Annotated in this window: 21 protein-coding genes and 1 pseudogene; 12 read left to right on the top strand and 10 right to left on the bottom strand. The window is 68.3% G+C overall.

The window, feature by feature from the left end:
• Nucleotides 1–29: 29 nt before the first annotated feature.
• Both G4D86_RS11855 and G4D86_RS11850 read right to left on the bottom strand, forming a co-directional pair.
• A complete protein-coding gene (locus G4D86_RS11855) occupies nt 30–557 on the bottom strand; it encodes a DUF4334 domain-containing protein (protein ID WP_163992791.1) in 528 nt (175 codons plus the stop codon).
• Nucleotides 554–1,675, bottom strand: coding sequence for an NAD(P)-dependent alcohol dehydrogenase (locus G4D86_RS11850; RefSeq protein WP_163992788.1), 1,122 nt, complete (start codon nt 1,673–1,675; stop codon nt 554–556). Before G4D86_RS11850 ends, G4D86_RS11855 begins: the two co-directional genes overlap by 4 nt.
• A 134-nt stretch (nt 1,676–1,809) precedes the next feature.
• Between G4D86_RS11850 and G4D86_RS11845 the strand changes: the two genes are divergently transcribed.
• On the top strand, nt 1,810–2,907 hold the full coding sequence (locus G4D86_RS11845) for a citrate synthase (RefSeq protein WP_163992786.1): 1,098 nt from the start codon (nt 1,810–1,812) through the stop codon (nt 2,905–2,907).
• 130 nt (nt 2,908–3,037) lie between these two features.
• Here G4D86_RS11845 and G4D86_RS11840 read toward each other — a convergent pair whose 3' ends face one another.
• A complete protein-coding gene (locus tag G4D86_RS11840) occupies nt 3,038–4,444 on the bottom strand; it encodes a cytochrome B6 (protein ID WP_163992783.1) in 1,407 nt (468 codons plus the stop codon).
• Between the two features lie 249 nt (nt 4,445–4,693).
• Complete coding sequence (locus G4D86_RS11835; protein ID WP_420821853.1) at nt 4,694–4,894, bottom strand: Mut7-C RNAse domain-containing protein; 201 nt, start codon at nt 4,892–4,894, stop codon at nt 4,694–4,696.
• Between the two features lie 107 nt (nt 4,895–5,001).
• Here G4D86_RS11835 and G4D86_RS11830 point away from each other — a divergent pair, with 107 nt between their 5' ends.
• The 8 genes from G4D86_RS11830 (at nt 5,002) to G4D86_RS11795 (ending at nt 12,822) form a co-directional block, all read left to right on the top strand.
• Nucleotides 5,002–5,898: a transcriptional regulator gene (locus G4D86_RS11830; RefSeq protein ID WP_163992781.1), complete on the top strand. Its 897-nt coding sequence runs from the start codon at nt 5,002–5,004 to the stop codon at nt 5,896–5,898.
• Entirely contained in the window at nt 5,895–8,960 is a 3,066-nt protein-coding gene (locus G4D86_RS11825) for a protein kinase domain-containing protein (RefSeq protein ID WP_163992779.1), read from the top strand. Before G4D86_RS11830 ends, G4D86_RS11825 begins: the two co-directional genes overlap by 4 nt.
• A 234-nt stretch (nt 8,961–9,194) precedes the next feature.
• Entirely contained in the window at nt 9,195–9,611 is a 417-nt protein-coding gene (locus G4D86_RS11820) for a hypothetical protein (protein ID WP_240360198.1), read from the top strand.
• Nucleotides 9,612–9,830: 219 nt separating this feature from the next.
• Nucleotides 9,831–10,367, top strand: coding sequence for a DUF4833 domain-containing protein (locus tag G4D86_RS11815; RefSeq protein ID WP_163992776.1), 537 nt, complete (start codon nt 9,831–9,833; stop codon nt 10,365–10,367).
• A 96-nt stretch (nt 10,368–10,463) separates the two neighbouring features.
• Entirely contained in the window at nt 10,464–10,844 is a 381-nt protein-coding gene (locus G4D86_RS11810; RefSeq protein WP_163992774.1) for a hypothetical protein, read from the top strand.
• Nucleotides 10,845–10,908: 64 nt separating this feature from the next.
• The gene (locus G4D86_RS11805; protein ID WP_163992772.1) at nt 10,909–11,247 is read left to right on the top strand and encodes a hypothetical protein; all 339 of its coding nucleotides are present in this window, start codon (nt 10,909–10,911) and stop codon (nt 11,245–11,247) included.
• A 206-nt stretch (nt 11,248–11,453) separates the two neighbouring features.
• Nucleotides 11,454–12,104, top strand: coding sequence for an SRPBCC family protein (locus G4D86_RS11800; protein WP_163992770.1), 651 nt, complete (start codon nt 11,454–11,456; stop codon nt 12,102–12,104).
• Between the two features lie 49 nt (nt 12,105–12,153).
• Complete coding sequence (locus G4D86_RS11795; protein ID WP_163992768.1) at nt 12,154–12,822, top strand: TetR/AcrR family transcriptional regulator; 669 nt, start codon at nt 12,154–12,156, stop codon at nt 12,820–12,822.
• A gap of 63 nt (nt 12,823–12,885) precedes the next feature.
• On the opposite strand, the gene G4D86_RS11790 is transcribed toward G4D86_RS11795, so the two are convergent.
• Together G4D86_RS11790 and G4D86_RS11785 are read right to left on the bottom strand one after the other, a co-directional pair.
• A complete protein-coding gene (locus G4D86_RS11790; RefSeq protein ID WP_163992766.1) occupies nt 12,886–13,614 on the bottom strand; it encodes an SDR family NAD(P)-dependent oxidoreductase in 729 nt (242 codons plus the stop codon).
• Between the two features lie 111 nt (nt 13,615–13,725).
• Entirely contained in the window at nt 13,726–17,628 is a 3,903-nt protein-coding gene (locus tag G4D86_RS11785; RefSeq protein WP_240360197.1) for a CHAT domain-containing tetratricopeptide repeat protein, read from the bottom strand.
• 238 nt (nt 17,629–17,866) lie between these two features.
• Here G4D86_RS11785 and G4D86_RS11780 point away from each other — a divergent pair.
• Nucleotides 17,867–18,102: pseudogene (locus G4D86_RS11780) on the top strand (transposase); the annotation flags it as partial.
• A 62-nt stretch (nt 18,103–18,164) separates the two neighbouring features.
• On the opposite strand, the gene G4D86_RS11775 reads toward G4D86_RS11780, so the two are convergent.
• Complete coding sequence (locus tag G4D86_RS11775) at nt 18,165–19,076, bottom strand: hypothetical protein (protein WP_163992760.1); 912 nt, start codon at nt 19,074–19,076, stop codon at nt 18,165–18,167.
• A gap of 68 nt (nt 19,077–19,144) precedes the next feature.
• On the opposite strand from G4D86_RS11775, the gene G4D86_RS53760 reads away from it, so the two are divergent.
• Nucleotides 19,145–19,273: a hypothetical protein gene (locus G4D86_RS53760; RefSeq protein ID WP_275899103.1), complete on the top strand. Its 129-nt coding sequence runs from the start codon at nt 19,145–19,147 to the stop codon at nt 19,271–19,273.
• Here the strand turns inward: G4D86_RS53760 and G4D86_RS11770 are convergent.
• The 3 genes from G4D86_RS11770 to G4D86_RS11760 form a co-directional block, all read right to left on the bottom strand.
• Nucleotides 19,252–19,809 carry a hypothetical protein gene (locus G4D86_RS11770; protein WP_163992758.1) on the bottom strand — a complete coding sequence of 186 codons (558 nt, stop codon included), beginning with the start codon at nt 19,807–19,809 and terminating at the stop codon, nt 19,252–19,254. The two genes, G4D86_RS53760 and G4D86_RS11770, sit on opposite strands and share 22 nt — an antisense overlap.
• 67 nt (nt 19,810–19,876) lie before the next feature.
• Nucleotides 19,877–23,668 carry a CHAT domain-containing tetratricopeptide repeat protein gene (locus G4D86_RS11765; RefSeq protein ID WP_240360196.1) on the bottom strand — a complete coding sequence of 1,264 codons (3,792 nt, stop codon included), beginning with the start codon at nt 23,666–23,668 and terminating at the stop codon, nt 19,877–19,879.
• A gap of 222 nt (nt 23,669–23,890) precedes the next feature.
• Nucleotides 23,891–24,946 (bottom strand): hypothetical protein, encoded by a 1,056-nt coding sequence (locus G4D86_RS11760; protein WP_163992756.1) that lies wholly within the window; start codon nt 24,944–24,946, stop codon nt 23,891–23,893.
• A gap of 59 nt (nt 24,947–25,005) precedes the next feature.
• Between G4D86_RS11760 and G4D86_RS11755 the strand changes: the two genes are divergently transcribed.
• Nucleotides 25,006–25,935 carry a metallophosphoesterase family protein gene (locus G4D86_RS11755; RefSeq protein ID WP_163992755.1) on the top strand — a complete coding sequence of 310 codons (930 nt, stop codon included), beginning with the start codon at nt 25,006–25,008 and terminating at the stop codon, nt 25,933–25,935.

The following is a 25,935-nucleotide window of genomic DNA, read 5'->3' as shown; positions in this document are numbered from 1 at the left end:
GCCAACGTCAAACGGAGCCCGGTCTCAACTCAGCGGGCGGGGAACAACTTCGCGGCGTCCGGGTCGCGTCGCAGCACGAAGAAGTACGGCTGCGGCATGCCGCGCGCGTCCATCGCCCCGAGCACCGTGCCGTCGTCCACCTTCCGGAAGACGTCGAGAATCGGCCGGTCGTCGTAGACCATCGTCGCGCTGACCTTCCCCCGGTACTCGGTCAGTCGCAGGCGCGCCTTGAACGCGTCGGTCTCGACGTCCGCGCGATGCTGCCCCACGGCGCCTTGAAGCGTGGGGGACGGCCACTTCCTCGGGTCCACGGGGAACACCGCCGAGCGGTCCGTGGTGAAGAACAACAACGGGTGCACGCGCTCCCCATCGAGGAACTGCTTGCCGTACCAGCCTGTCGCGCCGAGCAGCCCATCCAACACGTGGCCCGTCCGCAGCTCGCGCCCCTTCCAGGTGCCACGCATGAATGCGAGGTCCACGGTGGGCAGGCTGTCGAACAGCGCAAACGCCTCCTCCGGGGAAATCCGCTCGGCCTTCACCGCCTCGTCGAACGTCATGGACTGCACCCTCCCTCCATGAGCAGCACCGGCTTGATGGCCGTGCGCGTCTCCATGTCATGAACCGCGTCGTTGATGGCCTCGAATGGGTAGGGGCAGCTCAGCCTCTCCAGCGGGAAGCGCCCCTCTGCGTGCAGGTTGATCAGACGGGGGATGAACAGCTTCGGGTCCGCGTCACCCTCGAGGATGCCCACCAGCCGCCTGCCGACGAGCAGCCCCATCATCGGCAGGGTGACGTTCGGGTTGTCGCGGCCGGGCAGGCCCAGCAGTCCGCACGTGCCCAGGGACCGCGTCACGTCGAACGCCTGGCGCAGCACCTGCGGCAGGCCGACACACTCCAGCGCGAAGTCGACGCCCCCTCGCGTGCGCTTGAGAATCGTCTTCGTGAGGTCGGGCTCCGTCGCCAGGAAGGTGTCCGTGGCGCCCAATTCCCGCGCGAGCTCGAGGCGCTCCGGGCTCAGGTCCACGGCGATGACCGAGGAGGCCCCCGCGACACGCGCCGCCATGATGGCCGCGAGGCCAACGGCGCCCGCCCCGAAGACGGCGAGCTGCTGCCCGGCCTGGAGCCGGAAGGCCTCGAGCACCGCGCCCGCGCCCGTCTGGAAGCCGCAGCCCAGCGGAGCGAGCAGCTCGGGAGGCACCGAGGCGTCGACCTTCACCGCGTTGTGCTGATGCGCGAGCACGTGGGTGGCGAACGACGACTGGTGGAAGAAGCTCGAACGGACGGGCTGCCCCTTCCAGCGCATGGGGAACGAGCCGTCCGGCCGCGCCCCCGAGACATTGCCCGCCGGCCCATGCTGGCAGTACGCGGGGTGCCCACTCACACAGGTGGCGCAGGCGCGGCACGAGAAGTAGCTGAGCACCACCGTGTCGCCCGGCGCGAAGTCCGTCACCCCCTCTCCCACGGCCTGCACCACGCCCGTCCCCTCGTGCCCCAGCACCGCCGGCAGCGGGAAGCGGCCCGCACCCGCGCGGTACGTGAGGTCCGTATGGCAGACGCCGCTCGCGGTGACGCGCACCAACAGCTCGTTCGCGCGTGGCGACTCCAGCTCGACCTCGTCGATGACGAAGGGGCCATTCACCTCCTGCAGCAGCGCGGCACGAACGGAATGACGCATGGGCGCATTGTTGGCACTCTGCCAATAACTTCGCCACGAAAAATGCGTGCGTAGGGACGCACTCATGTCGATTGTCGAATCGCGTTTCCAGGCTCGTGGCCGGGGCTTACTCCTCGTGCAGGAGGAACCCGAGCATGGGCACGACAGAGGCAGCACTGCAGGCGGGGCTTGAAGGCGTCATCGTCGCGGATACCCGGCTGAGCGAAGTGGATGGCGAGCGCGGACGGTTGGTGATCGCCGGGAGTGATGTGGAGTCGCTCGCGGGCGCCGTCTCCTTCGACGAGGTGTGCGCGAGGCTCTGGGCGCCGTACGCCCAGGAGCCGCTGCCCTCCTCGCTCCAGGCCGCCCTCGGGGAGGCGCGCGTGCGGGCCTTCGGCTTGCTGGAGGGGCTGGGCAATGCCCTCTCGGCCGAGGAGGGGATGGACGCGCTCCGGGCCGCGATGGCCCAGGTCCCCATCCAGCCGGGCAACGAGCGCGACACGTTCCTGCTGCTTTCAGGAGCCGCCGCGGTGTTCACGGGCGCGTGGGCCCGGCGTAGGCGCGGACTGGCGCCCGTTCGACCGGCCCCCGAGCTTTCCCATGCCGCGGACCTGCTGCGCATGGTCACCGGAGAGTATCAGCCCGAGCGCGCCGCCGGGCTCGATGCGTACCTGGTCACCGTCTCCGATCATGGCTTGAATGCCTCCACGTTCACCGCGCGCGTCATCACCTCGACGGGCTCGGATGCGGTGTCCGCCACGGTGGGCGCCATCGGCGCGCTCAAGGGCCCGCTCCATGGGGGAGCGCCGGGGCCTGTGTTGGACATGCTCGACGCCATCGCCCGACCGGAGAACGCGGCGTCGTGGCTGGAAGGGGAGTTGAAGGTCGGCCGCCGCATCATGGGCATGGGCCACCGCATCTACCGCGTGCGAGATCCTCGCGCCGCGGTGCTGGAGCGCGCCATCGAACGGCTGGAGCGCGGCGGGCTTCGGACCGACCGGCTCGCGCTGGCTCGGGCGGTGGAGCACGCCGCCGAGGAGCTGCTCCGTCAGCGCTACCCGGATCGCCCGCTGCGCGCCAACGTGGAGTTCTACACGGCTGTGCTGCTCGACGCGGTGGGACTCGATCGGACGCTGTTCTCCACGGTCTTCGCCTGTGGGCGCGTCGCGGGCTGGCTCGGGCACGTCGCCGAGCAGCGGGCCACCGGCAAGCTCATCCGGCCCGCCTCCCGCTACGTGGGCACGATGCCGTAGGAGTTCCCTCAAGTGAGGTGGGCGCCCAGCTCCAGGACCTTCTTGGGGAAGGGCGAGCCAGCGCTTGCCATCATGGCGCTGGCAGCTGGAGTCGCCGGCGGCGGCTCCAAGGGCCTCGTCCACGCGAGTGTCAGAGCACGCGCATGAATGAGACCAGGTCCTTCTTCTCCTGCTCGTTGAGCCGGGTCTCCAGCATGAGGTTGAAGAACTCCACCGTGTCCTCCAGCGTCAGGAGCCGCCCATCATGAAGATAGGGAGGAGACTCCTTGATGCCGCGTAGAGGGAACGTCTTGATGGGGCCATCGGCGCCCATCACCGCTCCGTTCACCAGGCGTGGCTTGTAGAAGCGCTCCGCCCGCAGGTTGTGCATCAGGTTGTCGGTGTAATACGGCGGGAGGTGACACACGGAGCACTGCGCCTTGCCGAAGAAGAGCGCCTGACCGCGCAGCTCCGACTCGGTGGCCTTCTTCGGGTCCAGCTTTCCGTCGAAGCGCAGCTTGGGAGCAGGCGGGAAGTCGAGGAGTGCTTGAAACTCCGCCATGAAGTGCACCTGGCTGCCCCGCTCGAGGACGTTGACACCCTTCTTCGTGGCGATGACGGGGTCTCCGTCGAAGTAGGCCGCGCGCTGCTCGAACTCGGTGAAGTCCTCCACCGTCTTGAGGGCCCGCTGCGAGCCGAACAGGCGCTGGATGTTCACCCCGCGGAGGGTCGGCGTCTCGATGCGGTGGCGGAACTCCTGGGGACGAATGTCTCCCACCAGGTGCGTGGCGCCATTGGAGTGGCCATTGACGTGACAGTCGAAGCACGTCACGCCCCGGCTGGGCAGCTCGGAACGACGGTCGGCGGTCTGATTGAACTGCTGCTGGGGAAAGGGCGTAACGAGGAGCCGGAGGCCTTCCAACTGCTTTGGATTCAGGATGCCGTTGAACAGCTCCTGGACATTCATGAGGGTCACCAGCTTCCCCTGCGAGACATCCCCCAGGTCCGGGCGCGTGGTGAGGAAGATGGGAGGTGGGAACTCCGGCAGCAGGTGGTCCGGCAGGTCGAAGTCGAGGTCGAACCGCGTGAGGTCCCTCCCTTCCTGCCGCTTGATTTCTTCGATGTGGAACCTGGGGAAGAGCATGCCGCCTTCCGGATGATTCGGGTGTGGCAACGGCATGAGGCCCCCTGGGAAGAGCCCCTTGTCTCGAATCGCCTCGGGGCTCATGGCGGCGAGGGAGTCCCAGGTGACGCCCTGCGGAAGCTTCACCCGCACGCCTTCCTGTACGGCCTTTCCACGAGACATGGTGAGGCCCCGGGCAGGCCGGTTTCCCAGGTCATAGCGTTGGTTGAGCAGCTGCTGGTGGCGTGCGGTGACCTTGGGCTTCTCGGCCTTCATCCGCGCCATGACGTCGGCGAAGGGCTCCGTCTGGTCCAGGGGCATGTAGCTGGTGCGGCCCCGCTCCTGTATCTCCTGTGCGTGGGCCGCTTCCGAGTACACCAGGCAAAGCCCCATGGCTGCGATTGCGACGTGCTGACGCCCCCAGAACGGCTTCATGCGTGCGCTCCTCTCGTCTGACATCACGCGGCCTGGCGCCCTGCCGTTCATGCAAGGTATTCGATTCACGCATCCTTCCGCCCGCATCGGGGGAAGGAAACGTTTGCCAGTGCATACGTTGCGGCTCAGTGCGGATGAGGCTGAGCGCGCCTCATGGGCCGCGAGGTGCTGGCTCGGGTCGCCAGTCCTCCATCCGATGCGCTGTCGGAAGCCGGGAGGCGTCCCGGGTCGTCCTGGGAGACCGCGACCTCAGGTGCCCACGGCTTTCAGCCCGCGCAGCGTGTCCACCAGGGCCTGCATGCGGTCGTGGTGGGTGCCGGGCCAGAAGACGCGCTGGCAGCCGGGACCCTGGCGGAAGTGCGAGTGGCGTCCGGCCACGCCTTCGGGGACGCGGCCCTGCACCTCGCCCGGCGTGGCTCCCCTCGACGCTCCTCCTCGGCACCGCTGCACCCGCCCGCCACCCTCCACTCGGCCCCTATCCGTCCTATACTTGTTGCCGTGAATAGGTGTGGCCCCGGCCCCGTCGAATCATGGGCTTGATGTCAGGAGTGGTTGGGATGCATGGGGCTGACTCCGAGTCCTTCGAGAGGGTGTTGCAGTCCGCCGGCGAGCTGTCCTCCGCCCGCCTCCGTGAGGCTCCGGGAGGCAGGGAGGCCGTGGAGCGCGCCCTCTCCCTGGCCGCGTCCCTCCACGACGCCGCACCCGAGCCGAAGGCCTTCGCGCGACACCTCGGGGCCCTGCTTTCGCGGGCGGTGGACCCGATGCTCGCGCTGGAGCGACTGCATGCCCGAGACGTCGCGCTCGCGCTCTCCTGCGCACAGGGGTTGCCGGCGGCCCGTGCGCTCCTGGAGCAGGAGGTCCTCCTCAAGCTGCGCGTTCCCCTGTCTCGCATCCATCCCTCGCCGGTGTTCGCGGACGAGGTGCTGCAGGTGCTCCGGGCCAACCTCTTGATGCCTCGCGCGGAAACACCCTCACGGCTGCTCGGCTACGCGGGCGTGGGCCCGCTGCTGCACTGGGTCAGCATCTCCGCGACGCGGCTCGCGCTGAGGATGCGCAAGGCGCAGGGAGAAGAGTCGCAAGTCGACGCCGAGGTGCTCGCCGCGCACCCCGCGCCGGGAGGGCTGGAGCTGGGCTTCGTCCGAGAGGAGGCCCGGGGGCATGTGCGCGCGGCCTTCATCCGGGCGGTGGCCTCGCTGGACGACGAGGACCGGGAGCTCTTGCGACTGCACTTCGTCGAGCGCCTCTCCCTGGAGCGCATGGGCGCCCTGTTCGGCCTGCACAAGTCCACGCTCTCACGCCGGCTCTCCGCGGTGCAGGCGCTGCTGGAGAAGCGGACGCGGCGCGCGCTCGCCGAACGCCTGTCGCTGCCCGAGCCGGAAGTGGACAGCCTGATGCGCGCCATCCAGGGACGGCTGGACCTGAGCCTCTCGGGCCTGCTGGAGGGGCGCGAATGAGCTGCCCCGACGAGAACACGCTCTCGGGCTATGCGAGCGGAGCATTGGGCCCCGAGGGCACGACGAGCGTGCGCCAGCATGTCGCTGGCTGCTCGGAGTGCCGGAGCGTGCTCGCCGCGCTGGGCGGGCTGGAGACGCCACCACCTCTGGTCGATACAGGGCTGCTCGTCTCCGGCGCGCGCGTGGGGCGGTACATGGTGCTCGGTCTGCTCGGCGAAGGAGGTATGGGGCGCGTCCATGCCGCCTATGACCCGGAGCTGGACCGCAAGGTGGCGCTCAAGCTGCTGAACCTCGCGAGGCTCGGGGAGGGCTCTCTGGCCCAGGCGCGTCAGCGGCTGGAGCGCGAGGCCCGCACGATGGCCCGGCTGTCGCACCCCCATGTCGCCCGACTGCACGACGTGGGGGAGTTCGAGGGGCAGCTCTTCCTGGTGATGGAACTCGTCGAGGGAGGCACGCTGCGGCGGTGGCTGGCGGAGAAGCCGCGCACGCGCCGGGAAATCCTCGCGCGCTTCATCCAGGCGGCGGATGGGCTCGCGGCCACCCACGCGCTGGGCATCATCCACCGCGACTTCAAGCCCGACAACGTCCTGCTGACGCGCGACGGGCAGGTGCGCATCACCGACTTCGGCCTGGCCAACGCCGCGGGAGGGCAGGGGCCTCCTCGGGAGGACGTGGCCTTCGTCTCCGGCGAAGCGCCGCTCACCGTCACCGGGGCGTTCGTGGGGACCCCTGCCTATGGAGCGCCGGAGCAGCTTCGCGGAGAGCGGGGGGATGCCCGCTCGGACCAGTTCGCCTTCTGCGTCGCGCTCTATGAGGCGCTCAACGGGCAGCGTCCCTTCGCGGGAGCCACGCGCGAGGAGCTCCTGTCGTCCATGCTGCGCCAGGAGGTGCGTCCCGAGAAGAGGGACGTGCCCTCGTGGCTCAAGGCCGTGGTCCGGCGAGGACTCTCCGTGGACCCGTCGCGGCGCTTCGAGTCCATGCAGGTGCTGGCGGCCCGCCTCACGCGAAAGACAGAGGCCTGGAAGCGCAGCGCCGCCACCGCGGTGCTCGCGGGAGGACTGGTGGGCCTGGGGTTCTTCGTGCTGGGGCCTTCATCGGCGACGCCGAGCGAGACATGCCAGGGCAGTGAGCGGCACCTCGCGGGCATCTGGGACCCGGCCGTGCGTGAGTCCATGCGTCAGGCCTTCCTGAGGACGGAGGACCCCGCGGCCGAGGCCTCGTTCCAGGCCGTGGCCTCCACGCTGGAGCGGTGGACCCGGGACTGGACGCGCGCGCACCAGTCCGCGTGCGAGGCGACTCGCGTCTACGGCGAGCAGTCGGAAGCGGCGCTGGGGCTTCGGATGACGTGTCTGGACCAGCGGCTGGGAGAGCTGTCACGGCTGACGGTGGCGCTCCAGGGCGCGGACGCGCGGACGGTGGAGCGGGGCTTCGGGCTGGGGGCCTCGCTCGGCGGCGTGGGCCCATGCGCGGACGTGCGGACGTTGCAGGAGGCGGTGTCTCCTCCGGAAGACCCGAGGGTCCGCGCGGAGGTGGACGCGGTGCGCGCGGAGCTCGCGCGGGCGAACGCGCAGCTGCTCGCGGGCCATACCGCCGAGGCGCTGCGAATCGCGCTGCCCGCTCGGGAGCGTGCGCTCGCCACCCGTCACCGGCCCCTGGAGGCGGAGGCGCATCACCTCTGCGCGCGCTTGCAGGAGGACGCTGAAGCGTTCGAGGACGCACGAGAGTCCCTGGCCCGGGGCTCGCTGGCGGCCGAAGCGGGGCGGCATCTGGGCGTGCTCGCGCGAGTGCTGATTTCCCAGGCCTGGCTGCATGGATACGGCTTGGGGCGCCCCCCGGAGGCGTGGCCCTTCCTCCAGCGTGCCCGTGCCGTGGCGGAGACGCTGCGAGACGCGGAGCTGGACACACTGCTGGACCAGATGCAGGCGGAGCTCCTGGAGCAGGAGGGCCGCTTCTCGGAGGCGGAGCCGCTGCTCCGTGCATCGCTGGAGACCGCCAGCGCGCGTGGACATACACACGCGCACGCGGAGCTGAGCGGTCGGCTGGGCCTGCTGGCCCGGCAACAGGGGCGGCTGCTGGAGGCGAAGCGTTGGCAGGAGGAAGCGCTGCGGCTCCATGAGGAGCACTTCGGTCCGGCGCACCGGGACACGGGACGGGCCCTGGCGAACCTGGGTGGCACGCTGGCCCTCCTGGGCGAGCTGGCGAGGGCCGAGGCTGTCCTCCAGCGGGCGCTCGGAATCCTTCGCCGGACGCTGGGCGAGGAGAACCTGTCGGTGGCCCGGACGTTGTCCAACCTGGCCCTCGTCTACTTCGAGTGGGGACATGGGGCCCAGGCGCGGGAGGCCGCGGAGGGGAGTTGGGCCCTGGCGCGCAAGAGCGTGGACGCCGACAGCCCGGTGTTGATGGTGATGAAGTCGAACCGGGTCGGCGTCCTGGGAGAGCAGGGTGAGCGTTTGCTGGAGCTGGAGCACGCCCGACGCCTCCTGGCGCATCGCGAGCGCGTCTATGGCGCCTCACACCCGGAGGTGGCCCTGGACGTGCACGAGGTGGGGAGGCTGCTGCGCCTCCTGGGGCGTCCGGACGAGGCACGTAGCTTCCACGCGCGCGGCGTCTCGCTCCAGCGGCCCCTGCTCGCCAGGGGCGAGGTGGATGGCGCGGGGCTGCGCTCCCTGGCGGATGGCCTCCTCTTCCTGGGGCAGGTGGACGAGGCCCGGCGTCATGTGGAGCAGGCGCTCGCGAGCATCGAGCGGGACCTGGGGCCTTCGTCGTCCGAGCGCATCGAGGCGCTGCTGCTGCTGGGGGACATCCAGCTCGCGCGAGGCCAACCCGCCGAGGCCCTGGCGCCGCTGCGGACCGCGCTGGAGGTGCTCACGGCGCGGCAGGTGGTCTCCGCGCGCGTCCCGAGGGTGCGTCGTCGGCTCGCGCGGGCGCTCCGGCTGACGGGTGCGGTGGAGGAGTCCTGCAAGGAAGCGCGGCGCGCCTGGGAGGAGCTGGCCGTCTGGCGCAAGGCCTATGCCCAGGAGACGACGGAGGCGCGGGCCGAGCTCGGGCACTGTCGAGGGTAGCGGTCGATTTCATGCACGGTGTCGCCCGGCCTGTCTCCTCCAAGAGCATCTGTACCGGCGCCCTGAGCCGGGTTCTGCGCTCCCGGTCGAATCGTGGTGCGCTGTCATCCGCTATCTTCCAGGCGCCTCGTTCTATCTGTGTCACCGGTTGCCTGCCGCGCTTCAAGTCTGTGGCAGGGACCCACAACACACTGGAACGAGGTGCTCCGTATGAAGTCTTTCTTGAAGTGGGGAATGTCTGCTGTCCTGGCCACCATCGCGGCTCCGGCCCTGGCTCACGAGGATGCGTCGGGTACGCAAACGGAGTTGGCACAGCTCGCGGGGATCGAGTCGGCACGGGCCGCCTGCTACATCGACACAACGGCGTGGGACGTGGCCACCCCTGACTACTGCTCCGCCATCGTCTGGTGGCAGCTCAAGGCCACGGCGGTGTTCTCGGTCGTCGGCATCGACCAGTCCTCCGGCCGGTACCAGCTCACGTACCTCGACAACAAGTGCTCCAGGGTCTGGTACACCACCCAGGAGGGCTTGCTCTGCTCGCGCTCGATTGGCCCCTTCCGGGACCACACCCAGCGCGTGCAGGTGACAGATCTGCAGACGGGCCAGTCGGTCATCCTCTCCGCCATCGCCAACTACGAGACCGGCGCGTAGAGCCGCATCCCGGCACGGCACCTGGATGAGCAGGTCGCCGTGCCACCTCCGCGGGATTGGAGCCCGATCGGCCATTCAGGCACCTGGTCCTGATTCAGTGAGGTACCGACGGCCCTCCTGTGCAGGGGCGAGTGACAGTTCCAGGGGCCTGGGGTGTTCATCATCCCGATACGGCCCCGCAGGCGACTGCCGTCACTCCGCCATGAAAGGGGGACCCACATGTTTCCTGAATCCGGGCTCCGCAACCTCGCCGCCGTCGCGCTGACGACCGTCGCGACCCTGGCCTCCGCGGCCGGGGCGACCCTCCCATCGCCGTCCGCCTTCTTCCTGTCCCGCAGCGAGAACCGGAACCAGGTCCACTACGCCCTGCGCCTGGACGAGGCCTGCCGCCCCGTGGGGACGCGTCCCGTGCAGGTGTACTGGCGGATGTTGGAGCGCGGGGAGTCGCAGGTGGAGGACCTGCTGGGGGTCGAGCAACCCGTGTATGGGTTGGAGGACCCGCAGCCGGTCGACGCCACCGCGGAGGGCTGGCGAGTGAGGGTGCGCCTGCGGGCCTTCCCCTCGCGCCCCATCGACATCACCACCGCGCGGGTCGACGGCGAATGCCAGGTCCAGGCTTGGACGAAGCTGGGCAACAGCGTCGCCCGACTGGAGCACGTCTTCGTGAAGACGTCCTGGCCCTTCTCGGTCGACTTCGTGCGGCTGGATGGCGTGGGTCCGGAAGGACAGCCAGTCCATGAGCTGATTCGCGAGTGAGGTGAGATTCCCTACACTTCTACAGGTGCAACTCCGTGGCGGAACGGGCGCATAGTGTGATTCGATGCCGCTCAACCCCTCAAGGAGAGACACGCCATGAAGAGCTTCCTGGGTGTGCTGACGGTGCTCGTCGTCCCGGTGCTGGTGGCCTGTGGTGGAGTGGAACCTGTCGAGGCGCCGGAGCTGGGGCAGGAGTCGAGCGCCCTCGTCACGTGCTCACAGACCTGTCCGAATGGCTCGACGGTGTCTTGTGAGGGGAACACCTGTTCGGTGCAGGCGGACTCCGTCGAGTGTGATGGCTTCTACAACATCTGTTTCACGCCCACCCCCATCTGCGGGCTGAATAATCGCTGCAGCAAGCTCGCGGGGACCCCGTGTTCGCCCGTTGGCGGGACGCGGAGCTGCTGTCTGACGGGCCACCCCAATCCCAATTGCTTCTGTACGCCCCTGGGCGTCTGGGCCTGCAGCGCGTTGTGACGCGCCCGGGGCCACCGAGCGCGCCGGAAGCATTGCGTGGTCTGATGTCGCCAGGAGTATGAACATGGGCCTGTGCATCTACCGCTTCGAATTCCCTGGAGTGCCTCCTTCGGAAGAGGAGATCCGGCAGGCATTGAGTGTCCGCCTGCCGAGGGCCGCGGTTGAAAGCATCGAAGTGGACGGCCAGCGAGTCACTGTCCTCACAGACCTGAATTCAGCCCTGACCGAGGCGTACCTCCTGGCGGTTCTCAGCGAGCTCGGAGGGACGCAGGTTGATCCGGTCGATGGACATCCGAGACCGCGCAAGATCCCCGAGTTCACCTCGCGCCCGTGGCCCGAGTATTCACTCTGGGAACGGGCGAACATCCTCATAGGGCATTTGTGGCGCGGAAGTCGGAAGTGAGCGGGGGCGGGGTGTTGAGGCTCAAGACAGCCAAGAGGTCCAGGCCCCTGCCACGCACCTGATGGCGTGGGGCCTTTCGCGCCGACACCCGAGGAACGCCTCGGCTCCCCAGGGACGAACGCCGTCGGGTCGCCCGGGGGGCGCCTTGACAACCCATTTCCTTGCATCTAAAAAACATTTAGATTCACCCCTCAGGAGACCCTCCCATGCCACGCCTTGCTGCCCCCGCCGTCACCCTGCTTTCCCTCGCCTGCGGTGTGCTCCTGGGTGCGTGCGCGACGCCAGTCGGCTATGCGTCCGGGACGTCTGTCGCGGAGCGAGACTCGCTGCACCGCTCGACGGTGGCGCCCACCGTGGAGCCGGAGGCGTCTTTCATCGCGCACACGGTCGAAGTCGATATCGCCGTGCCTCCCGGCCGCCTGTTGCCCTGGCTGGTGAACGTTCCGCTGGAGCGCATCCTGTTGGGGACCGAGAAGATTGCGGGCATCGAGCGGACCGATGCCCTCTCTCCCTCCTGGGGCAGCCCGGGGGCGCGCCGGCGCGTGGTGCTGCGCGACGGGAACACCTCCCTCGAGGAGCTGCTCGTCATCGAGGAAGACCGACGGTTCCAGTACGTCGTCTGGAACTTCACCAACGAGGCGCGGCGCGCCGTCCAGTACGCGGTGGGCGAGTTCCGCTTCACGCCGACCGCGACGGGGACACACCTGAGCTGGACCTACCGCTTCCGGGGCAATGGGTGGCCCACCGAGGGCTTCCTCGAGACTTTCGTCGCGGAGGACTTCGCTGGCTACATGCAGGTCGGCATCCGGAACATCCAGGCCGAGTCCGAGCGCGACCTGACGGCACTGCCGAACTGACGAAGCGTGTTGCCGCGGCCTATGCTCGCCACGGAGAGATGGGAGTCCCGTGGCGAGCACACCCAAGACACGTCCGACCGCGGCCAGGACGGCCAAAGCAGCCAAGAAGCCCACGAAGCCTCGCGGCTATCACCACCTCGACCTGCGCCGCGCCCTGCTGGACGCGGCCATCGAGTTCCTGAGGGAAGGCGACGTCACCGGGCTGACCATCCAGGTTCTCGCACGGGCCGCGGGTGTGTCTCCCGGAGCGCCGTACCACCACTTCCCAGACAAGCAGTCCCTCCTGGCGGCGCTGGCCACCGAGGGCTACGAGCTGCTCGGGGAGCGCGTCGCGCGGGCCGTGGCGCGTGAGCCCACCGTGCCGGGCAAGCTCGCGGAGGTCGCCACCGCGTACCTCTCCTTCGCGAAGGAACACGCTTCGCACTACCGCATCATGTTCCTGCCCGAAATCGAGGACCGCGTGCGCTTCGCGTCCGTCCACGAGGCCTCCGACCGCTCCCTGGGGCTCCTGTTCGAGGTGGTGGCGGCGGGCAACCCCGGGATGCCGCTCGACGCCGTCGTTGCACGGGCCATCGCCGCCTTGTCCCTGTGCCATGGGTTCGCATCGCTGCGGGCCGCGAGGGTGCTGGGAAACATCCCCGGGATTCCGAAGGTCGAGCTGCTCGAGAAGGTCGCCATCGCCGAGGTGGTGACCGTCGCGCTGGGAGCCGGCAGATAGGCCGCCCCCGGTGAAGGGGGCATGCCGGCCCACGTCCTCCCAGGCCCTGGGCCGGGGAGGCGCTCACACGGCGGTCCAGCCTCCGTCGACGTCGAGCACCATGCCGGTGGCGTAGGCGCACGTCGCCAGGAACCAGGCCGCGTCGGCCATGTCCCGGGGGACACCGGGCCGCTTCATCGGGACATGGCTGGCGAGTGTGTCGAGGAACGCGCCCACCTGGGTGGCGGGCACCCCCCAGTCGATGGCGGTGTCGCGCGTGAGGCCCGGGGACAGGACGTTCACCCGGATTCCCTTCGGCGCGAGCTCGATGGCGAGCGAGCGGCCCATGGCGTTGATGGCGCCGCACAGGCCCGCCCCGCCCGCGTAGTTGGCGAGCGCGGCATGGCCGGCGATGCCCGAGCACAGCACGATGACGCCGCCCGCGGCCATCTTCGGGACGGCGTAGCGACATGCGGAGAGCTGGCCGAAGAAGCGGTCATTGAAGAGGGCCTGCCAGGCGCTCATCGGTACCGTCTCCACGGGACCGAACACCGCGCCACCCGCGCACGTCACCAGCAGGTCCACGCGTGGCACGGAGTCGATGAGTCGCTGGACCTGGGCTTCGTCACCGACGTCCGTCACCACGCCCCGGGCGCCATGCCCGATTCGCGCGACGGCTTCGTCCATGCGCCCCTTGTTCCGTCCCGCGATGACGACCTCGGCGCCTTCACTGGCATAGCGCTCAGCGATGGCCAGTCCAATCCCCGTGCTGCCACCCGTGATGATTGCAATCTTCCCATCCAATGCGCCCATGACTGCCTCCTTGAGTGAGGCCATCAGGAAGGCATGTCGGGCCGCTCCGGGTCTGCTGATGCGTCTTCAGGCACGCTTTCCGGCTTCGGTTGGAGACGCCGTGCAGCTCATCTACAGGCGGAAGCCAGCAGGCGCCTTCGGCAGCTCGCGATCGTACATGTTCAGGTACAGGATGACAGGGGTTGGCAGACCGTCGTAGGTGACCACGTAGATATCGAGCAGTCCGCCCCGGTGCGGAGAGCTTTCCCTCTTGAAATAACAGCAGCTTCTCAACCGCTTGTAGAAGAGCCGCTGTCCTTCTGGCCCCCGGAGGCGCTCGAGGTACTCCAGCTCTCCCGTCGGGCCGCCGCCCACCTTGATGGGGTCCTCCGGGCTCACTCCGTACCCCGTGGGAGCGCTCGCCTCTGGCTTCGCGCTCGGAACCGCTCCCGCAGCGGCCTTGGGCGGAGCGACGCTCGTGGAGCCTTCGTTGGTCTGCCCAGCGCCGTCGATAGCGTGCATGTACAGCCGCAAACTGGCCATTTTCGTCTGGAAGGTGGAAAGCCTCTCCAGGACGGTCTTTGCGTCGGCGTAGAAAGTCGGCCTGGGCACCAGCTCGCGCAGCGGGGCGTCTCGGCCCAGCGCGATGAAGGGTGCCCAATCGTGGGGATGGGGCCGGGTGGCCCGCAGCCAGAGCATGGCCTCGCGCAGGGCGGTGGCTCGGCCATGGCCCGCCAGCAGCTTTTGGTAGTAGGCCTCCATCAGCTTCCGGGTGGTGTCGTCGTTCACCTTCCACAGGCTCATCACCACCGTCTCGGCTCCCGCCACCACGAGCGCGCGGCGCAGCCCGTAGACGCCCTGGCCCAGCCTGACGTCGCCTCGGCCCGTGTCGCAGGCGGACAGCACCACCAACTGGGTGCCCCAGAGGTTGAGGCCCGCCAGTTCCAGCGCTGTCGCCAGCGCGCTGTCGGGCGGAGGGGCGGCGGCATTGGCGCTGGAGGGGGGCGGCGCACTCGCCCCCGCGAAGAGCAGGCCGGAGCGCAGCAGCGGGTCCGGGGGGCGCGGGGCCAGCGGGTCCTCACCCAGCGCACCGAAGCTGCCGACGGCGCGGGTATTCGTAGAAGCCGGGGCGTCCTCCATGAAGAAGCCGTGGGTGGCCAGGTGGAGGATGCCGGGGGTGGGCACCTGCAACAGCCGCTCCTTTGTGGCGTCCGCGCCCAGGAAGAGCTGGGCCTGGGGCAGCAGGCGCTGGATGGCCTCCGCCTCATGACGGGTGCCTGGCAATGGGACGAGGTTCCAGTCGCGCTGCGCCAGCTCCTCGCGCCGCGTGGAGGAGAAGCGCTCGACGGCGAGGGAGCGCTCGGCTCGCTCTGGAGCCTCTCGGCTGGAGGGAGCGGATGACTGGAGCGGGGCGCTGAAGTCTGGGTCGGCCAGGACGACCACGGAGGAAGCGGGGACCGGCTGCTGGGGACGTGGCAGCAGGTCCTTGCCGGAGGTGAGATAGGTGAAGTCGAAGGTGTCCACGAGGAAGCTCTTGCCGTCGTGCAGGGCGGCGAAGGGCACCATGGACAGCTGGCCATCTGGAGAGACGAAGAGTCGGCGGGCCTTGCCCAGCAGCGGAATCAGTGGTTGAAACGCCAGCTGGTAGAGCGCCTGGGCGTGAACCTGGAAGGCGGCGTCCCGGTTGGCCAGGGCATCTCGCAGACGCGAGGCGGCGGAGTCGATGGGTGCGGCAGGGCCCAGGTCAACGGTGCGAGTGCTTGCGTCCGGCAGGAGCACCAGCGCCAGGTAGCGAAGGTGGGGCTTGGGTGCGCCGGGGTGGGGCAAGAGTGGGCGCTCCTGATAGGCGATGAGCTCGACGAGGGCCGCATCCCCGGGCAGGGTCTGGGCGACCCGGTCGACAATGTCCGCGGGAGCCGGCAGCTCGACCAGCGCGCGAAGGGGAGCGGAGCGCTTGGCGAGGATGGCTTCGAGAGCATCCCCCTGCGCAGTGAGGTCTTTGACCTGTTGCTGGTAGTCGGGCAGAGGAATGGACCCTGGGCCCTGGAGTGAGAGGTGGGCCAGCTGGGTGCGCAGCCCGCGCAAGCGCTTGAAGGTGTCCTGCTCCTCGGGGCCCAGGCTGCGGTAGACCGCTCGGGAGATGTTGGCTGTCTCATCGACGGAGCGGCCCTTGAGGAGGAGAGCGGCGCCCAGGGCCAAGCGTCTGACGCTAACGCTGTCCGGATGCATGCGCAGCATCCGATAGAGGCTTTCCTCGTCGGTGCGCAGCAAGCGCAGAAAGCTTGTCAGGCGTGCCCCGGAGAAGTCGAGCGCCTCGTGGCGCAGACGCTGCTCTGAGAGGGAGAGGGCGCGAGAGTACAGTGGAACGGCTGCGTCGGGGCCATGCTGGGCCAGCCTGAGTCTGGCGAGGTTGGTGAGTGAATGGGCGATGTCGGGGTGGTTCTTGCCCAGGGCTGCTTCCTCAATGGCGAGTGCGCGCACGAGGAGCAGCTCGGCCCGGCCGTACAACTGCTGCATGGCGTAGAGGATGGCGAGGTTGTTGAGCGAATGGGCGACGTCGGGGTGGTTCTTGCCCAGGGCCGTTTCCCGAATGGCGAGCGCGCGCACATGGAGCGGCTCGGCCCGGCCATACATCTCCTGGACCGTGTAGAGGTTGGCGAGGCTGTCGAGCGATTGGGCAACTCCGGGGTGGTTCTTGCCCAGGGCCGCTTCCCGAATGGCGAGCGCGCGCACGTAGAGCGGCTCGGCCCGGCTGTACAGCCCCTGGTCCATGTAGAGGTGGGCACGATGGCTGAGCGATGGGGCGACGTCGGGGTGATCCTTGCCCAGGGCTACTTCCAAAATGGCGAGCGCGCGCACGTAGAGCGGCTCGGCCCGGTCGTACATCCCCTGCTTCATATAGAGGTTGGCGAGGTCTTGGAGCGAGCCGGCGACGTCGGGGTGGTTGTTGCCCAGGGCCACTTCCAAAATGGTGAGCGCGCGCACGTAGAGCGGCTCGGCTCGGCCATATAGCCCCTGGGCCATGTAGAGGTTGGCGAGGCTGATGAGCGACTTGCCGACGTCGGGGTGGTTGTTGCCCAGGGCCGCTTCATGGATGGCGAGCGCGCGCACGTGAAGCGGCTCGGCCCGGCCATACAGCCCCTGGTCCATGTAGAGGTCGGCGAGGTGGTGAAGCGAGCCGGCGACGTCGGGGTGGTTGTTGCCCAGGGCCACTTCCCGAATGGCGAGCGCGCGCACGTAGAGCGGCTCGGCCCGGCCATATAACCCCTGTTCCACGTAGAGGGTGCCGAGATGGTGGAGCAAGTTGGCAACGTCGGGGTGGTTGTTGCCCAGTGCCGCTTCCAAAATGGCGAGTGCGCGCACGTAGAGCGGCTCGGCCCTGCCGTACATTCCCTGCTTCATGTAGAAGTAGGCGAGGTTGTAGAGCGACTGGGCGACGTCGGGGTGGTTGTTGCCCAGTGCCGCTTCCAAAATGGCGAGCGCGCGCACGAAGAGCGGCTCGGCCCGGTCGTGCATCTGCTGGTCCCTGTAGAGGCTGGCAAGAAGTTGGAGCGATTGGGCGACGTCGGGGTGGTTCTTGTCCAGGGCTGCTTGCCGAATGGCGAGGGCGCGCACGGCGAGCGGCTCGGCCCGGCTATACAACCCCTGCATGCCGTAGAGGCTGGCGAGGACGATGAGTGATTTGGCGACGTCGGGGTGGTCCTTGCCCAGGGCCGCCTCTTTAATGGCGAGCTCTCGTTGAAGCAGTGGCTCGGCTCGGACCAGGTCCTTCTTTCGGAGGTGCAACATTCCGAGCAGGGACAGATATCTGGCGACTGTTGGATGCGTGCCACCGAGCACCGCCTCCCCCAGCATCAGCGCATGTTCGCCCTGCACCACGGCCTCGGCGTGCTTGCCCGCATCGGAGAGCGCTACCGCCCGGTCATGCGCCGTCTGCGCTTCCTGCAGCCGCGCATCCGGTGGGTTCTCCCCGGCCGCCACTCTTGCCGCACAGCACAGGACCACCACTGCCATCCACCCGAGCACCGGTCGCATGTCTCCCCCCGGGCACCCATAAAGGGGCCATCAGATGTTCAACGTCCTCTACCCCAAGAGCCGGTGACCCGGAGAATCATGCAAGAACATCTGCGGAGTCCTGCTCGCGCCGCAGCGCATGAGGCACAAAGGTCACTTATCTCCCTGAATTTCCTGCATTGGGAGTAGCCCAGTTCCGTGGACATTCGAGATGTGCTGGAAGGCGCACGGGATGTTCGCGAACGAGGAGAATCAGAAGATGCCCAGGAGGTCGCGCCGTGAGTTCTCGGCGGAGTTCAAGGCCGGGGCCGTGAAGCTGGTGCTGGTGGAGGGCAAGTCCGTCCCACAAGTCGCCCGCGACCTGGACCTGACGGAGTCGGCACTGCGGCTGTGGGCGGAGCAGACGAAGACGGACCGGGCGTGGGCCAGCCTGGTGCACTGACGACGGCGGAGCGCGAGGAATTGGCCCTGCTGCGCAAGGAGAACCGGGAGCTGAGGCACCCGTCTGCGGCTTTCCTCCGCCCCTCTACACCTGCCTACCACCCTCAGCAGAGTTCCTATCCGCCTAATTCCAACGACCAGTTCCACGTAGAACGCCAGGTGCTTGGGTGGGGCAGCTCTACAACATGGCATCTAGGTCGAGCATTTGTATAAGGGCGGCCTTTCCGCATCAGGCTCCCGCCTGTCTCATTTTTGCTTGGATGGCCATAGGCAATCCTGTGAAACGGGATTTCTTTTTCAGTCAACCATGCGGAGATCAGTTTGCGAGCGACCCATTTGGGGTCTGGCTTGCGCGGATTTTCCGCAGCTACCGGCTTGCCTGTGCATGTATTGATAATCAAGACCGGAGCATAGTTGTCTAGTCGCGCACGGAAGTCGTCATGCAATTTGTTAATGCCCTTGCGAAATAAGTCATTGCGCAAGGAGCTGTCGATAGGGTCGAGGCGCAATGAGGCCGGGAACTGGAGCGGGTTGCAGAGGGTCAAGGATAGCCCGTTTCTGCGCCACTGTTGTGGCATGCGCTCGATCAGCGGCGCTAGTTTAGACTTAAGGACGTGAATGTTGTACCCGGTCAACCCCGATGCCGGCGACACGGGTTGAAGATCACAGGTGACCTCATGGAGATGGGGCGACTCCATAATGAGCAGAATTCCACCACGATCCTCTTCGCGAAAGTCCCGCCCTGTCGGGATTGGTGTCTTCTTGGCGTGGTAGGCAAAGGTATCGCCCGGCTCATCTCTCCACTCATCCTCGTGCCAGCGATAACGTACTACGTCGCGTACTGACTGATCCAAGTCCCAGTCCACCACCAAGGCGGAGTCAGCCGTCAGACGCCACTTGTCGCTAGAAATTTGTTTCGTCACGGCGTCGCGGACGGCAGTGGTCGTGCTGCTGGTAATCGTGTGAACGGTGATATTATTTCTAACCAGTTGAACACAGATGTCTACGATGTCGAAAGGCGTGGGCATGTTCATCTCCAGTGCTACAATGGCACTTGATTTGCCCCGGCAGCGCGTTCCGCAAGTCCCTGGAGTATATGCTGAAGCCGTGCAACGGGCTGCTCGTCTTCAGCAACCCCGTCGTGCCCATCGACAACAACCATGTCGAGCGGCGGTACGAAAGGTTCCTTGCGCGGCCGGGCGGTCAGAACGGCGGGGTGAAGTAGCAGTAGTCGGACGCGTAGGGGCAGTCCTGGGGGCAGATGGAGGGGTTCTCCGTGCAGCAGACGCTGTCACCGCAGGTGTTGATGCCACAGTCCGCCGGGCAGCTATAGGCCTCCGTGTTGATGTCACAGAGGTTGTCGCCGCACTGCGGGACGCAGATGAGGCTGGACGTGTTGCGCGGCTGCTCGCGCCTGGTGCCGGGGCTGCGCTCCGGAGCCTTGCCCGTCAGGGTGGGCGGGGTGAAGTAGCAGTAGTCGGACGCGTAGGGACAGTCCTGGGGACAGTTGGAGGGGGCTTCCCAGTCGCAGCAGACGTGGTCGCCGCAGTTGTTGGGGCCACAGTCCGCCGGGCAGCTACGGACCTCCGAGTTGACGTCGCAGACGTTGTCGCCGCAGACGGAGTAGCAATAGAGGGCGGCGGACTGGCCCGCCACGGGCTCGCCGACTCCTGCTCCCGCCGTGTCGGGGGAGGGCGCTCCACCACACGCCAGGAGGAGTCCAGCGACCAACGACAGGACACGGCTCGGCAACGTGCTCATCGGAAGGCTCCTTGCCCGCTTCGTCAGTCGAAGCACGGGAGCACGGAGGGTACGGGTCCGCACGCTCTCAGGGAATCCCCGGCTGCGCTCCATGCGGAATACGCACCTGTCTCCCGATGTGTGGAAGGTCATCGTCTCCGCGGTCGAGGGGCTGCTGGGGAATGGGCGCCAGCGCGCGCAGAGGGGCGTCGCTGCCCATGGCAATGAAGGGAGCCCAGTAATGCGGATGGGCCTGGGCCAGACGCAAGGCGAGCATCGCCTCTCGCAGCGCCGTCGCCCTGCCTTGCCCCGCCAGAAGCTGGCGGTAGTAGGCCTCCATCAGCGTGCTCGTCGTCTCGTCGTTCACCTTCCAGAGACTCATCACCACCGTCTCCGCTCCCGCCACGAGGAAGGCCCGGCGCAGCCCGTACACGCCCTGGCCCAGCTTCACGTCGCCTCGCCCCGTGTCGCACGCCGAGAGCACCACCAGTTGGGTGCCCCACAGGTCGAGGCCCGCCAGCTCCAGTGCCGTCACCAGCGCGCTGTCGGCCGGAGGCCCGGCGGTGCTGGAGCCCGCGTGCGCCGGGGCGCTCGCTCCAGCCAGCACGAGGCCGGAGCGCAGCAGCGGGTCATGAAGGCCGGGGCCCACTGCGTCCTCGCCCAGCGCACCGAAGTGGGCCACGGCCCGGGAGGCTGGGGGCTGGGGCGCATCCTCCAGGAAGAAGCCATGGGTGGCCAGGTGGAGGATGCCGGGTGCCGGCAGCTGCAGCAGCCGCTGCCGGGTGGCCTCGGCCCCGAGGAAGAGCTGGGCTTCAGGTAGCAGGCGCTGGATGGCCCTGGCCTCCTGGCGGGTGCCGGGCAGTGGAGTTGGGGTCCACGCTCTTTCCTCCAGGTGCGCGTGCAGCGTGGAGGAGAAGCGCCCGCCGGAAACGGAGCGCGTGGCCAGCCCGGCAGCCTCCCCTCCAGAGGCCGGGAGCGCTGGGAGGGAGGCGGCGCTGAAGTCGGGGTCGGCGAGGACGACCACCGAGGCAGGCGGGACGCGCTCCTGGGGGCGTGGCAGCAGACTCCTTCCGGAGGAGACGTAGGTGAAGTCGAAGCCATCCACGAGGTACTGGTGCCCGTCGTGCAGGGCGGCGAAGGGCACCAGGGCCAGCTGTCCATCCGGTGAGAGGAAGAGACGGCGGGTGGTGCCCAGCAGCGGCAGCAGTGGCTGGAAGGCGAGCTGGTAGAGCGCCTGGGCCGAGGCCTGGAAGGTGGTGTCGCGGTTGGCCAGTGCGTCTCGCAGGTGCGAGGCGGCCGAGTCGACGGGCGCGGCGGGGCCCAGGTCCCGGAAGCGGATGGAGCCGTCCGGGAAGAGCACCAGCGCCAGGTAGCGCACCTCGCTGGGGCGCTGGGAGCCGGGCGCACCAGGAGCGAGCACCAGCGGCCGGTCCACGTAGGTGATGAACTCGACGAGGGCCGCGTCCCCGGGCAGGGCCGCGGCGACACGGTCCACAATCTCAGCGAGGGACGGCAGCGCGGCCAGCGCGCGCAGCGGTGCGGAGCGCCGGGCCAGGTCGGCTTCGAGAGCAACGCTCTGCTCCGAGAGCTCTTCGAGACGCTGCCGGTACGTCGCCGGGGGAAGCGAGCCGTGCCCCTGGTGTGAAAGCGAGGCCAGCTGGGTGCGCAGCTCCCTCAACCGCTCGAAGGTACCTCTGTCCTGCGCGCCCAGGCTCCGGTAGACGGCGCGGGAGATGTCGGCGCTCTCCTCGACGGAGCGGCCCTTGAGCAGGAGTGCGGCGCCGAGGACCAGGCGTCTGACGCGGGCATCGCCGGGATGGGCGCGCAGCAGCGCATAGAGCCGCTCCTCGTCGGTGCGCAGCAGCTGGAGGAAGCCGCCCAGACGCGCCTCGGAGAAGCCGAGGGCCTCCTGGCGAAGGCGCCGCTCCGAGATGGCGAAGGCGCGGGTGAGCAGCGGCAGGGCCTCGTCGAGACCCTGCCCGGCCAGACGGGCCACGGCGAGGTGGTTGAGCGTTGCGGCGACGTCGGGATGATTCCTGCCAAGACTCACTTCCTGGATGGCCAGCGCGCGCTCGTAGAGCGGACAAGCCTGGCGATACAACCCCTGGGCCGAATAGAGGCCGGCCAGGTGGTTGAGCGACCTGGCGACGTCAGGATTGTTCTTGCCCAGGGAGGCTTCCCGGATGGCCAGCGCGCGTGCGTGGAGCGGTCTGGCGCGGCGATACAATCCCTGGGCCACGTAGAGATTGGCGAGGTCATGGAGCGGCCTGGCGACAAGGTAATTCTGCTTGCCGTGGATCGATTCCAGAATGGTGAGCGTGCGCGCATAGAGCGGCTCGGCCTGGCTGTACATGCCCTGGGCGACGTGGACGTTGGCGAGCTGGTTGAGCGAGAAGGCAACCATGCCATGGCCCTCGCCATGAGCCGCTTCGCGAATGGCCAGCGCGCGCTCACTGAGCAGTCTCGCCTGGTCGTACAACCCCTGGGCCATGTAGAGGTTGGCGAGCTCATGGAGCGGCACGGCGGTGAGGGGGTCGTTCCTGCCGGGGACCGATTCCAGAATGGTGAGTGCGCGCTCGTAGAGCGGCTCGGCCTGGCCGTACATGCCCTGGGCGACGTGGACGTTGGCGAGGGCGTAGTGCGAGATGGCAACGAGGAAATGGCCCTCGCCGTAAACCGCTTCCCGAATGGCCAACGCGCGCTCGTAAAGCGGCCTCGCCCGGTCATACAACCCCTGGTCCTGGTAGATGTGGGCGAGTTCGGTGAGCGCCGGAGCGACGAAGGGATGGTTCCGGCCGAGGGCCGATTCGAAAATGGCAAGCGCCCGTCCGTAGAGCGGCGTTGCCGGGCCGTAGGCCCCCTGCATGTGGTAGCTGCCGGCGCGGTCGACGAGCGACACCGCGACGAGGGGATGGCTCTCGCCAAGGTCTGCTTCCCGAATCGCCAGCGCGCGCTCGCGAAGCGGCTCGGCACGGGCGAAGAGTTGCTGTACCTCGTAGAGCGTGGCGAGGTTGTCGAGCGACTCGGCGACATCCGGAGGGTTGTTACGGAGGGCCGCTTCCCGAATCGCCAGCGCGCGCGGTAGGAGTGGCCTGGTGCGGGCGTACATCCCTTGCCCCCTGTAGCTCCGGTCGAGGAGAAGGATCGATTCGGCGACAAGGGGATGGCTCTTGCCGAGGCTCCCTTCTCGGATGGTCAGCGACCGCTCGAGGAGTGACTGGGCCCGACTGTGCAACCCCTTCCAGAGGAAGAAGCCGGCGAAGTCGCACAGGGTTTGAGCGACCGCCGGATGATTCCTGCCGAGGGCCGCTTCCCGAATCGCCAGCGCACGCTCGAAGAGCGGCTCGGCACGAGCGCTCGAACCGGAACCGATGTAGAGGCTGGCGAGCTCGTTGAGTGACTCGGCGACGAGGGGATGGTCCTTGCCGAGGGCCGCTTCCCGAATCGCCAGGGCACGCTCATGGAGCGGCCTGGCACGCTCGACAAACAACTGGGCCGATTGGAGCTTGCCGAGGGTGTTGAGCATCTGGGCAACCTCCAGATGGTTCTTGCCGAGGGCCGCTTCCCGGATGGCCAGCGCGCGCTGCAGCAGCGGCTCGGCCCGGACAGGGTTCCCCCGAAGCAGGTGATGAGACCCGAGCCAGTCCAGACTCGTGGCGACGTCTGGATGGGCCCCTCCGAGCACGGCCTCCCGCAGCGCCAGTGCATGCTCGCCCGTCGCAATGGCCTCGGCGTACCTGCCCCCGTCCCAGAGCGTGCGCGCCTCGTCGAAGGCCGTCTGCGCCTCCCGCAGCCGCGCTTCCGCTGGCTCCTCCGCTCCTGCCATTCCTGCCGCGCAGCACAGCATCAGCCCCAGCATCCACCCATGCATTCCCCGCATGCGAGCTCCTGGTCCCCATCCGGTCTCGATGGCCCGGTACAGAACCTCCACCATCGAGAGCCGGCGGTTCGGAGAATGATGCAGCGAATCTTCAGGCCTGACGCCGGCGCCCCGGACGGCTCGACGTGGGCACGCGCCCTCCGGCGCAGCGAAGACGTTGTCCAGGCAGCGTCGCACCCATCGCGAACAAACCGATGCGGGAGGCCAAATCCCTTCGGAGCCTCACTTCGACCCCACCTCGGACAACCGGTCTTGCGCACGCTCGACCCGGACCCGCAGCTCCGGGTCTGCGAGTCGCTTCGCGATGGCCGCGGCTCTGGCCAGCGTGCCCTCATGGTCCGGTGCGCCCTGGATGCGAGCAACCATCAGCAGGCCCATCACCCGCAAACGCACGTATCCACCATCGCCCGCATGTTCGCAGGCACGCTGCGCCATTCTGAGGGCCTCATCCCGGGCGCCCTGGCGATGGAGGCCGAACGCCACCCCGGCATCTCGGCGATAGCTGGCGAAGGGATGCACGTCTTTGGTCGACAGGGAACGATACAGCGCGAGCGCTCGGGCGGAATCGCCCCGCCGGTTGGCATCGAAGGCCTCGTGGTCGACCAGGCGGGCCTGGAAGCATGCGGCCTCCGCCGGGTCCAGCTCCGCCCGGGAGGCGTCAAGAATGCTTCGAGCGCTCTCCAGATGAGGGCGCGCCGCGGCCTCCGCTCGCTTCGCGTTCACCTCGAGGCGGGTCAGGAGATAGCTCGTCGCGAGATGGTGCTCGATCCGTGCCGCGGGCAGGTCCGTGAGCGCCGCGGCTGCCTCGAGCAGCGGCTGCGCCTCGTCGAAGGCTCGCCGGCGCAGCGCGACGCCCGCCAGTCCCAGCAGAATCCAGACGCGAGCCTTCGACTCCGAGAGGGGTGGCCGCTCCCACAGACGAAGCTGGTCGACACACAGCTGAACGGGCAGGTCTCCGAAGGGGCTGTGATACGTCCCCATCCATCGGGCCAGGGCCTCGACGGTCTCGGGCACACCGAAGACCCTCAGGACCCGCTGGCCGATGAGGCCTCCATCCCGCTGGCCCCGTCCGCGCAGGCGCCGGAGCGCCCGTTCCACCGAAGTCACATCTTCCGACAGGCCCCGCTCGACGAGCTTCCATGCGACCGCCGCAAGGGTGCCGTACTCCACCACCAAGGCTTCTACGTAGTCCGCCCACGTGTAGCCGACGGGCGCCTGGGTCTCGGTCGCGCGTTGTCCGGTTTTCTGTCCGTTCCGGCGAGGCAGCCCCGATGCCATCGTGTCGTCAGCCTTCCTGCCAGGGCGAGCCACTTCGACTCCTCGAAAGGACGCACATCATGCGCTTGCTTCTCATCTCCGACACCCATGGCCACCTCGACATCATCGAGCAGCTCGCGAAGGAGGCCCGGGCCGACGCAGTCTTGCACGCGGGTGACTTCGGCTTCTATGACCAGGAGAGCGCGGACCGTATCGAGTCGCGTGAGCTCTTCCTTCGGGTGGTGCACTCGAAGCTGCCCGACGAGGCGAAGCAGCGGGCCAAGAAGCTGAAGGGTGACGCCCTCCGGGCCTTCATCCGCAAGGAGCTTCCGCTGTCCGACTTCGGCGAGTGGCTGCACTCCGGCCGGGGGTTCTCCGTGCCCACGTTCGCGGTCTGGGGCAATCACGAGGACGGAGCCGTCGTCGCCGAGCTGCTGGCGGGGCGTCGGCACATCCCCAACCTGACGCTCCTGGGAACAGGGACGTGCGGCCCCTTCCGCTTCTTTGGCCTCGGAGGAAACCTCCTTCCCGAGCTTCTGGGGGAGGACGCGCCCATCGATGGTCGCCGAGGGAAGATTCGCGCGACGGCTCGGGAGATTTCCGCGCTGCTCGACTCCGCGCGGCCCAGGGTCGCGGGGGAGGTCCGCGTTCTCGTGACTCACGTGAGCCCCGGCAAGCAACCGCTGGTCGGGCTCCTCGCGGCGGCCCTCGACGTGGACCTCACCGTCTCCGGGCACATGGGCTCACCCCATGGATGCGTATGGGATGACTTCGCGGTACGCGAGCAAGCCGAGGCCGCCGCCCGGCTTTCCTCCGCCGCGGCGGCACTCCCCGAGGAGCTGCGAGCACGGCTTCCAGCGCCGCCGTCTGGCGAGGAGCGGGCCAGATGGTACCGCGGCACCTTCCACGTCAACCTCCCGGACGCCCCCGATGGCCATGCCGTGGTGGAGCTCAAGGACGGACGCTTGCGATTGGAGACGTCGTCCGCCGGCCTCCCGCTGCGCGCGTGA

This window comes from Pyxidicoccus caerfyrddinensis (genome assembly GCF_010894405.1).
GTDB classification, from domain to species: Bacteria; Myxococcota; Myxococcia; order Myxococcales; family Myxococcaceae; genus Myxococcus; species Myxococcus caerfyrddinensis.
The sequence above is the reverse complement of the archived record's forward strand: the minus strand, read 5'-3'. Positions and strand labels throughout refer to the sequence as shown.

Coding starts and splice junctions, on each gene's coding strand:
- G4D86_RS11785 (WP_240360197.1), bottom strand. CDS start 17,628: ATGCGACCGGTGCTCGGGTGGATGGCAGTGGTGGTCCTGTGCTGTGCG.
- G4D86_RS11800 (WP_163992770.1), top strand. CDS start 11,454: ATGCCACGCCTTGCTGCCCCCGCCGTCACCCTGCTTTCCCTCGCCTGC.
- G4D86_RS11810 (WP_163992774.1), top strand. CDS start 10,464: ATGAAGAGCTTCCTGGGTGTGCTGACGGTGCTCGTCGTCCCGGTGCTG.
- G4D86_RS11755 (WP_163992755.1), top strand. CDS start 25,006: ATGCGCTTGCTTCTCATCTCCGACACCCATGGCCACCTCGACATCATC.
- G4D86_RS11760 (WP_163992756.1), bottom strand. CDS start 24,946: ATGGCATCGGGGCTGCCTCGCCGGAACGGACAGAAAACCGGACAACGC.
- G4D86_RS11805 (WP_163992772.1), top strand. CDS start 10,909: ATGGGCCTGTGCATCTACCGCTTCGAATTCCCTGGAGTGCCTCCTTCG.
- G4D86_RS53760 (WP_275899103.1), top strand. CDS start 19,145: ATGCTGAAGCCGTGCAACGGGCTGCTCGTCTTCAGCAACCCCGTCGTG.
- G4D86_RS11855 (WP_163992791.1), bottom strand. CDS start 557: ATGACGTTCGACGAGGCGGTGAAGGCCGAGCGGATTTCCCCGGAGGAG.
- G4D86_RS11770 (WP_163992758.1), bottom strand. CDS start 19,809: ATGAGCACGTTGCCGAGCCGTGTCCTGTCGTTGGTCGCTGGACTCCTC.
- G4D86_RS11825 (WP_163992779.1), top strand. CDS start 5,895: ATGAGCTGCCCCGACGAGAACACGCTCTCGGGCTATGCGAGCGGAGCA.
- G4D86_RS11775 (WP_163992760.1), bottom strand. CDS start 19,076: ATGCCCACGCCTTTCGACATCGTAGACATCTGTGTTCAACTGGTTAGA.
- G4D86_RS11815 (WP_163992776.1), top strand. CDS start 9,831: ATGTTTCCTGAATCCGGGCTCCGCAACCTCGCCGCCGTCGCGCTGACG.
- G4D86_RS11790 (WP_163992766.1), bottom strand. CDS start 13,614: ATGGGCGCATTGGATGGGAAGATTGCAATCATCACGGGTGGCAGCACG.
- G4D86_RS11820 (WP_240360198.1), top strand. CDS start 9,195: ATGTCTGCTGTCCTGGCCACCATCGCGGCTCCGGCCCTGGCTCACGAG.
- G4D86_RS11840 (WP_163992783.1), bottom strand. CDS start 4,444: ATGAAGCCGTTCTGGGGGCGTCAGCACGTCGCAATCGCAGCCATGGGG.
- G4D86_RS11765 (WP_240360196.1), bottom strand. CDS start 23,668: ATGCGGGGAATGCATGGGTGGATGCTGGGGCTGATGCTGTGCTGCGCG.
- G4D86_RS11850 (WP_163992788.1), bottom strand. CDS start 1,675: ATGCGTCATTCCGTTCGTGCCGCGCTGCTGCAGGAGGTGAATGGCCCC.
- G4D86_RS11845 (WP_163992786.1), top strand. CDS start 1,810: ATGGGCACGACAGAGGCAGCACTGCAGGCGGGGCTTGAAGGCGTCATC.
- G4D86_RS11830 (WP_163992781.1), top strand. CDS start 5,002: ATGCATGGGGCTGACTCCGAGTCCTTCGAGAGGGTGTTGCAGTCCGCC.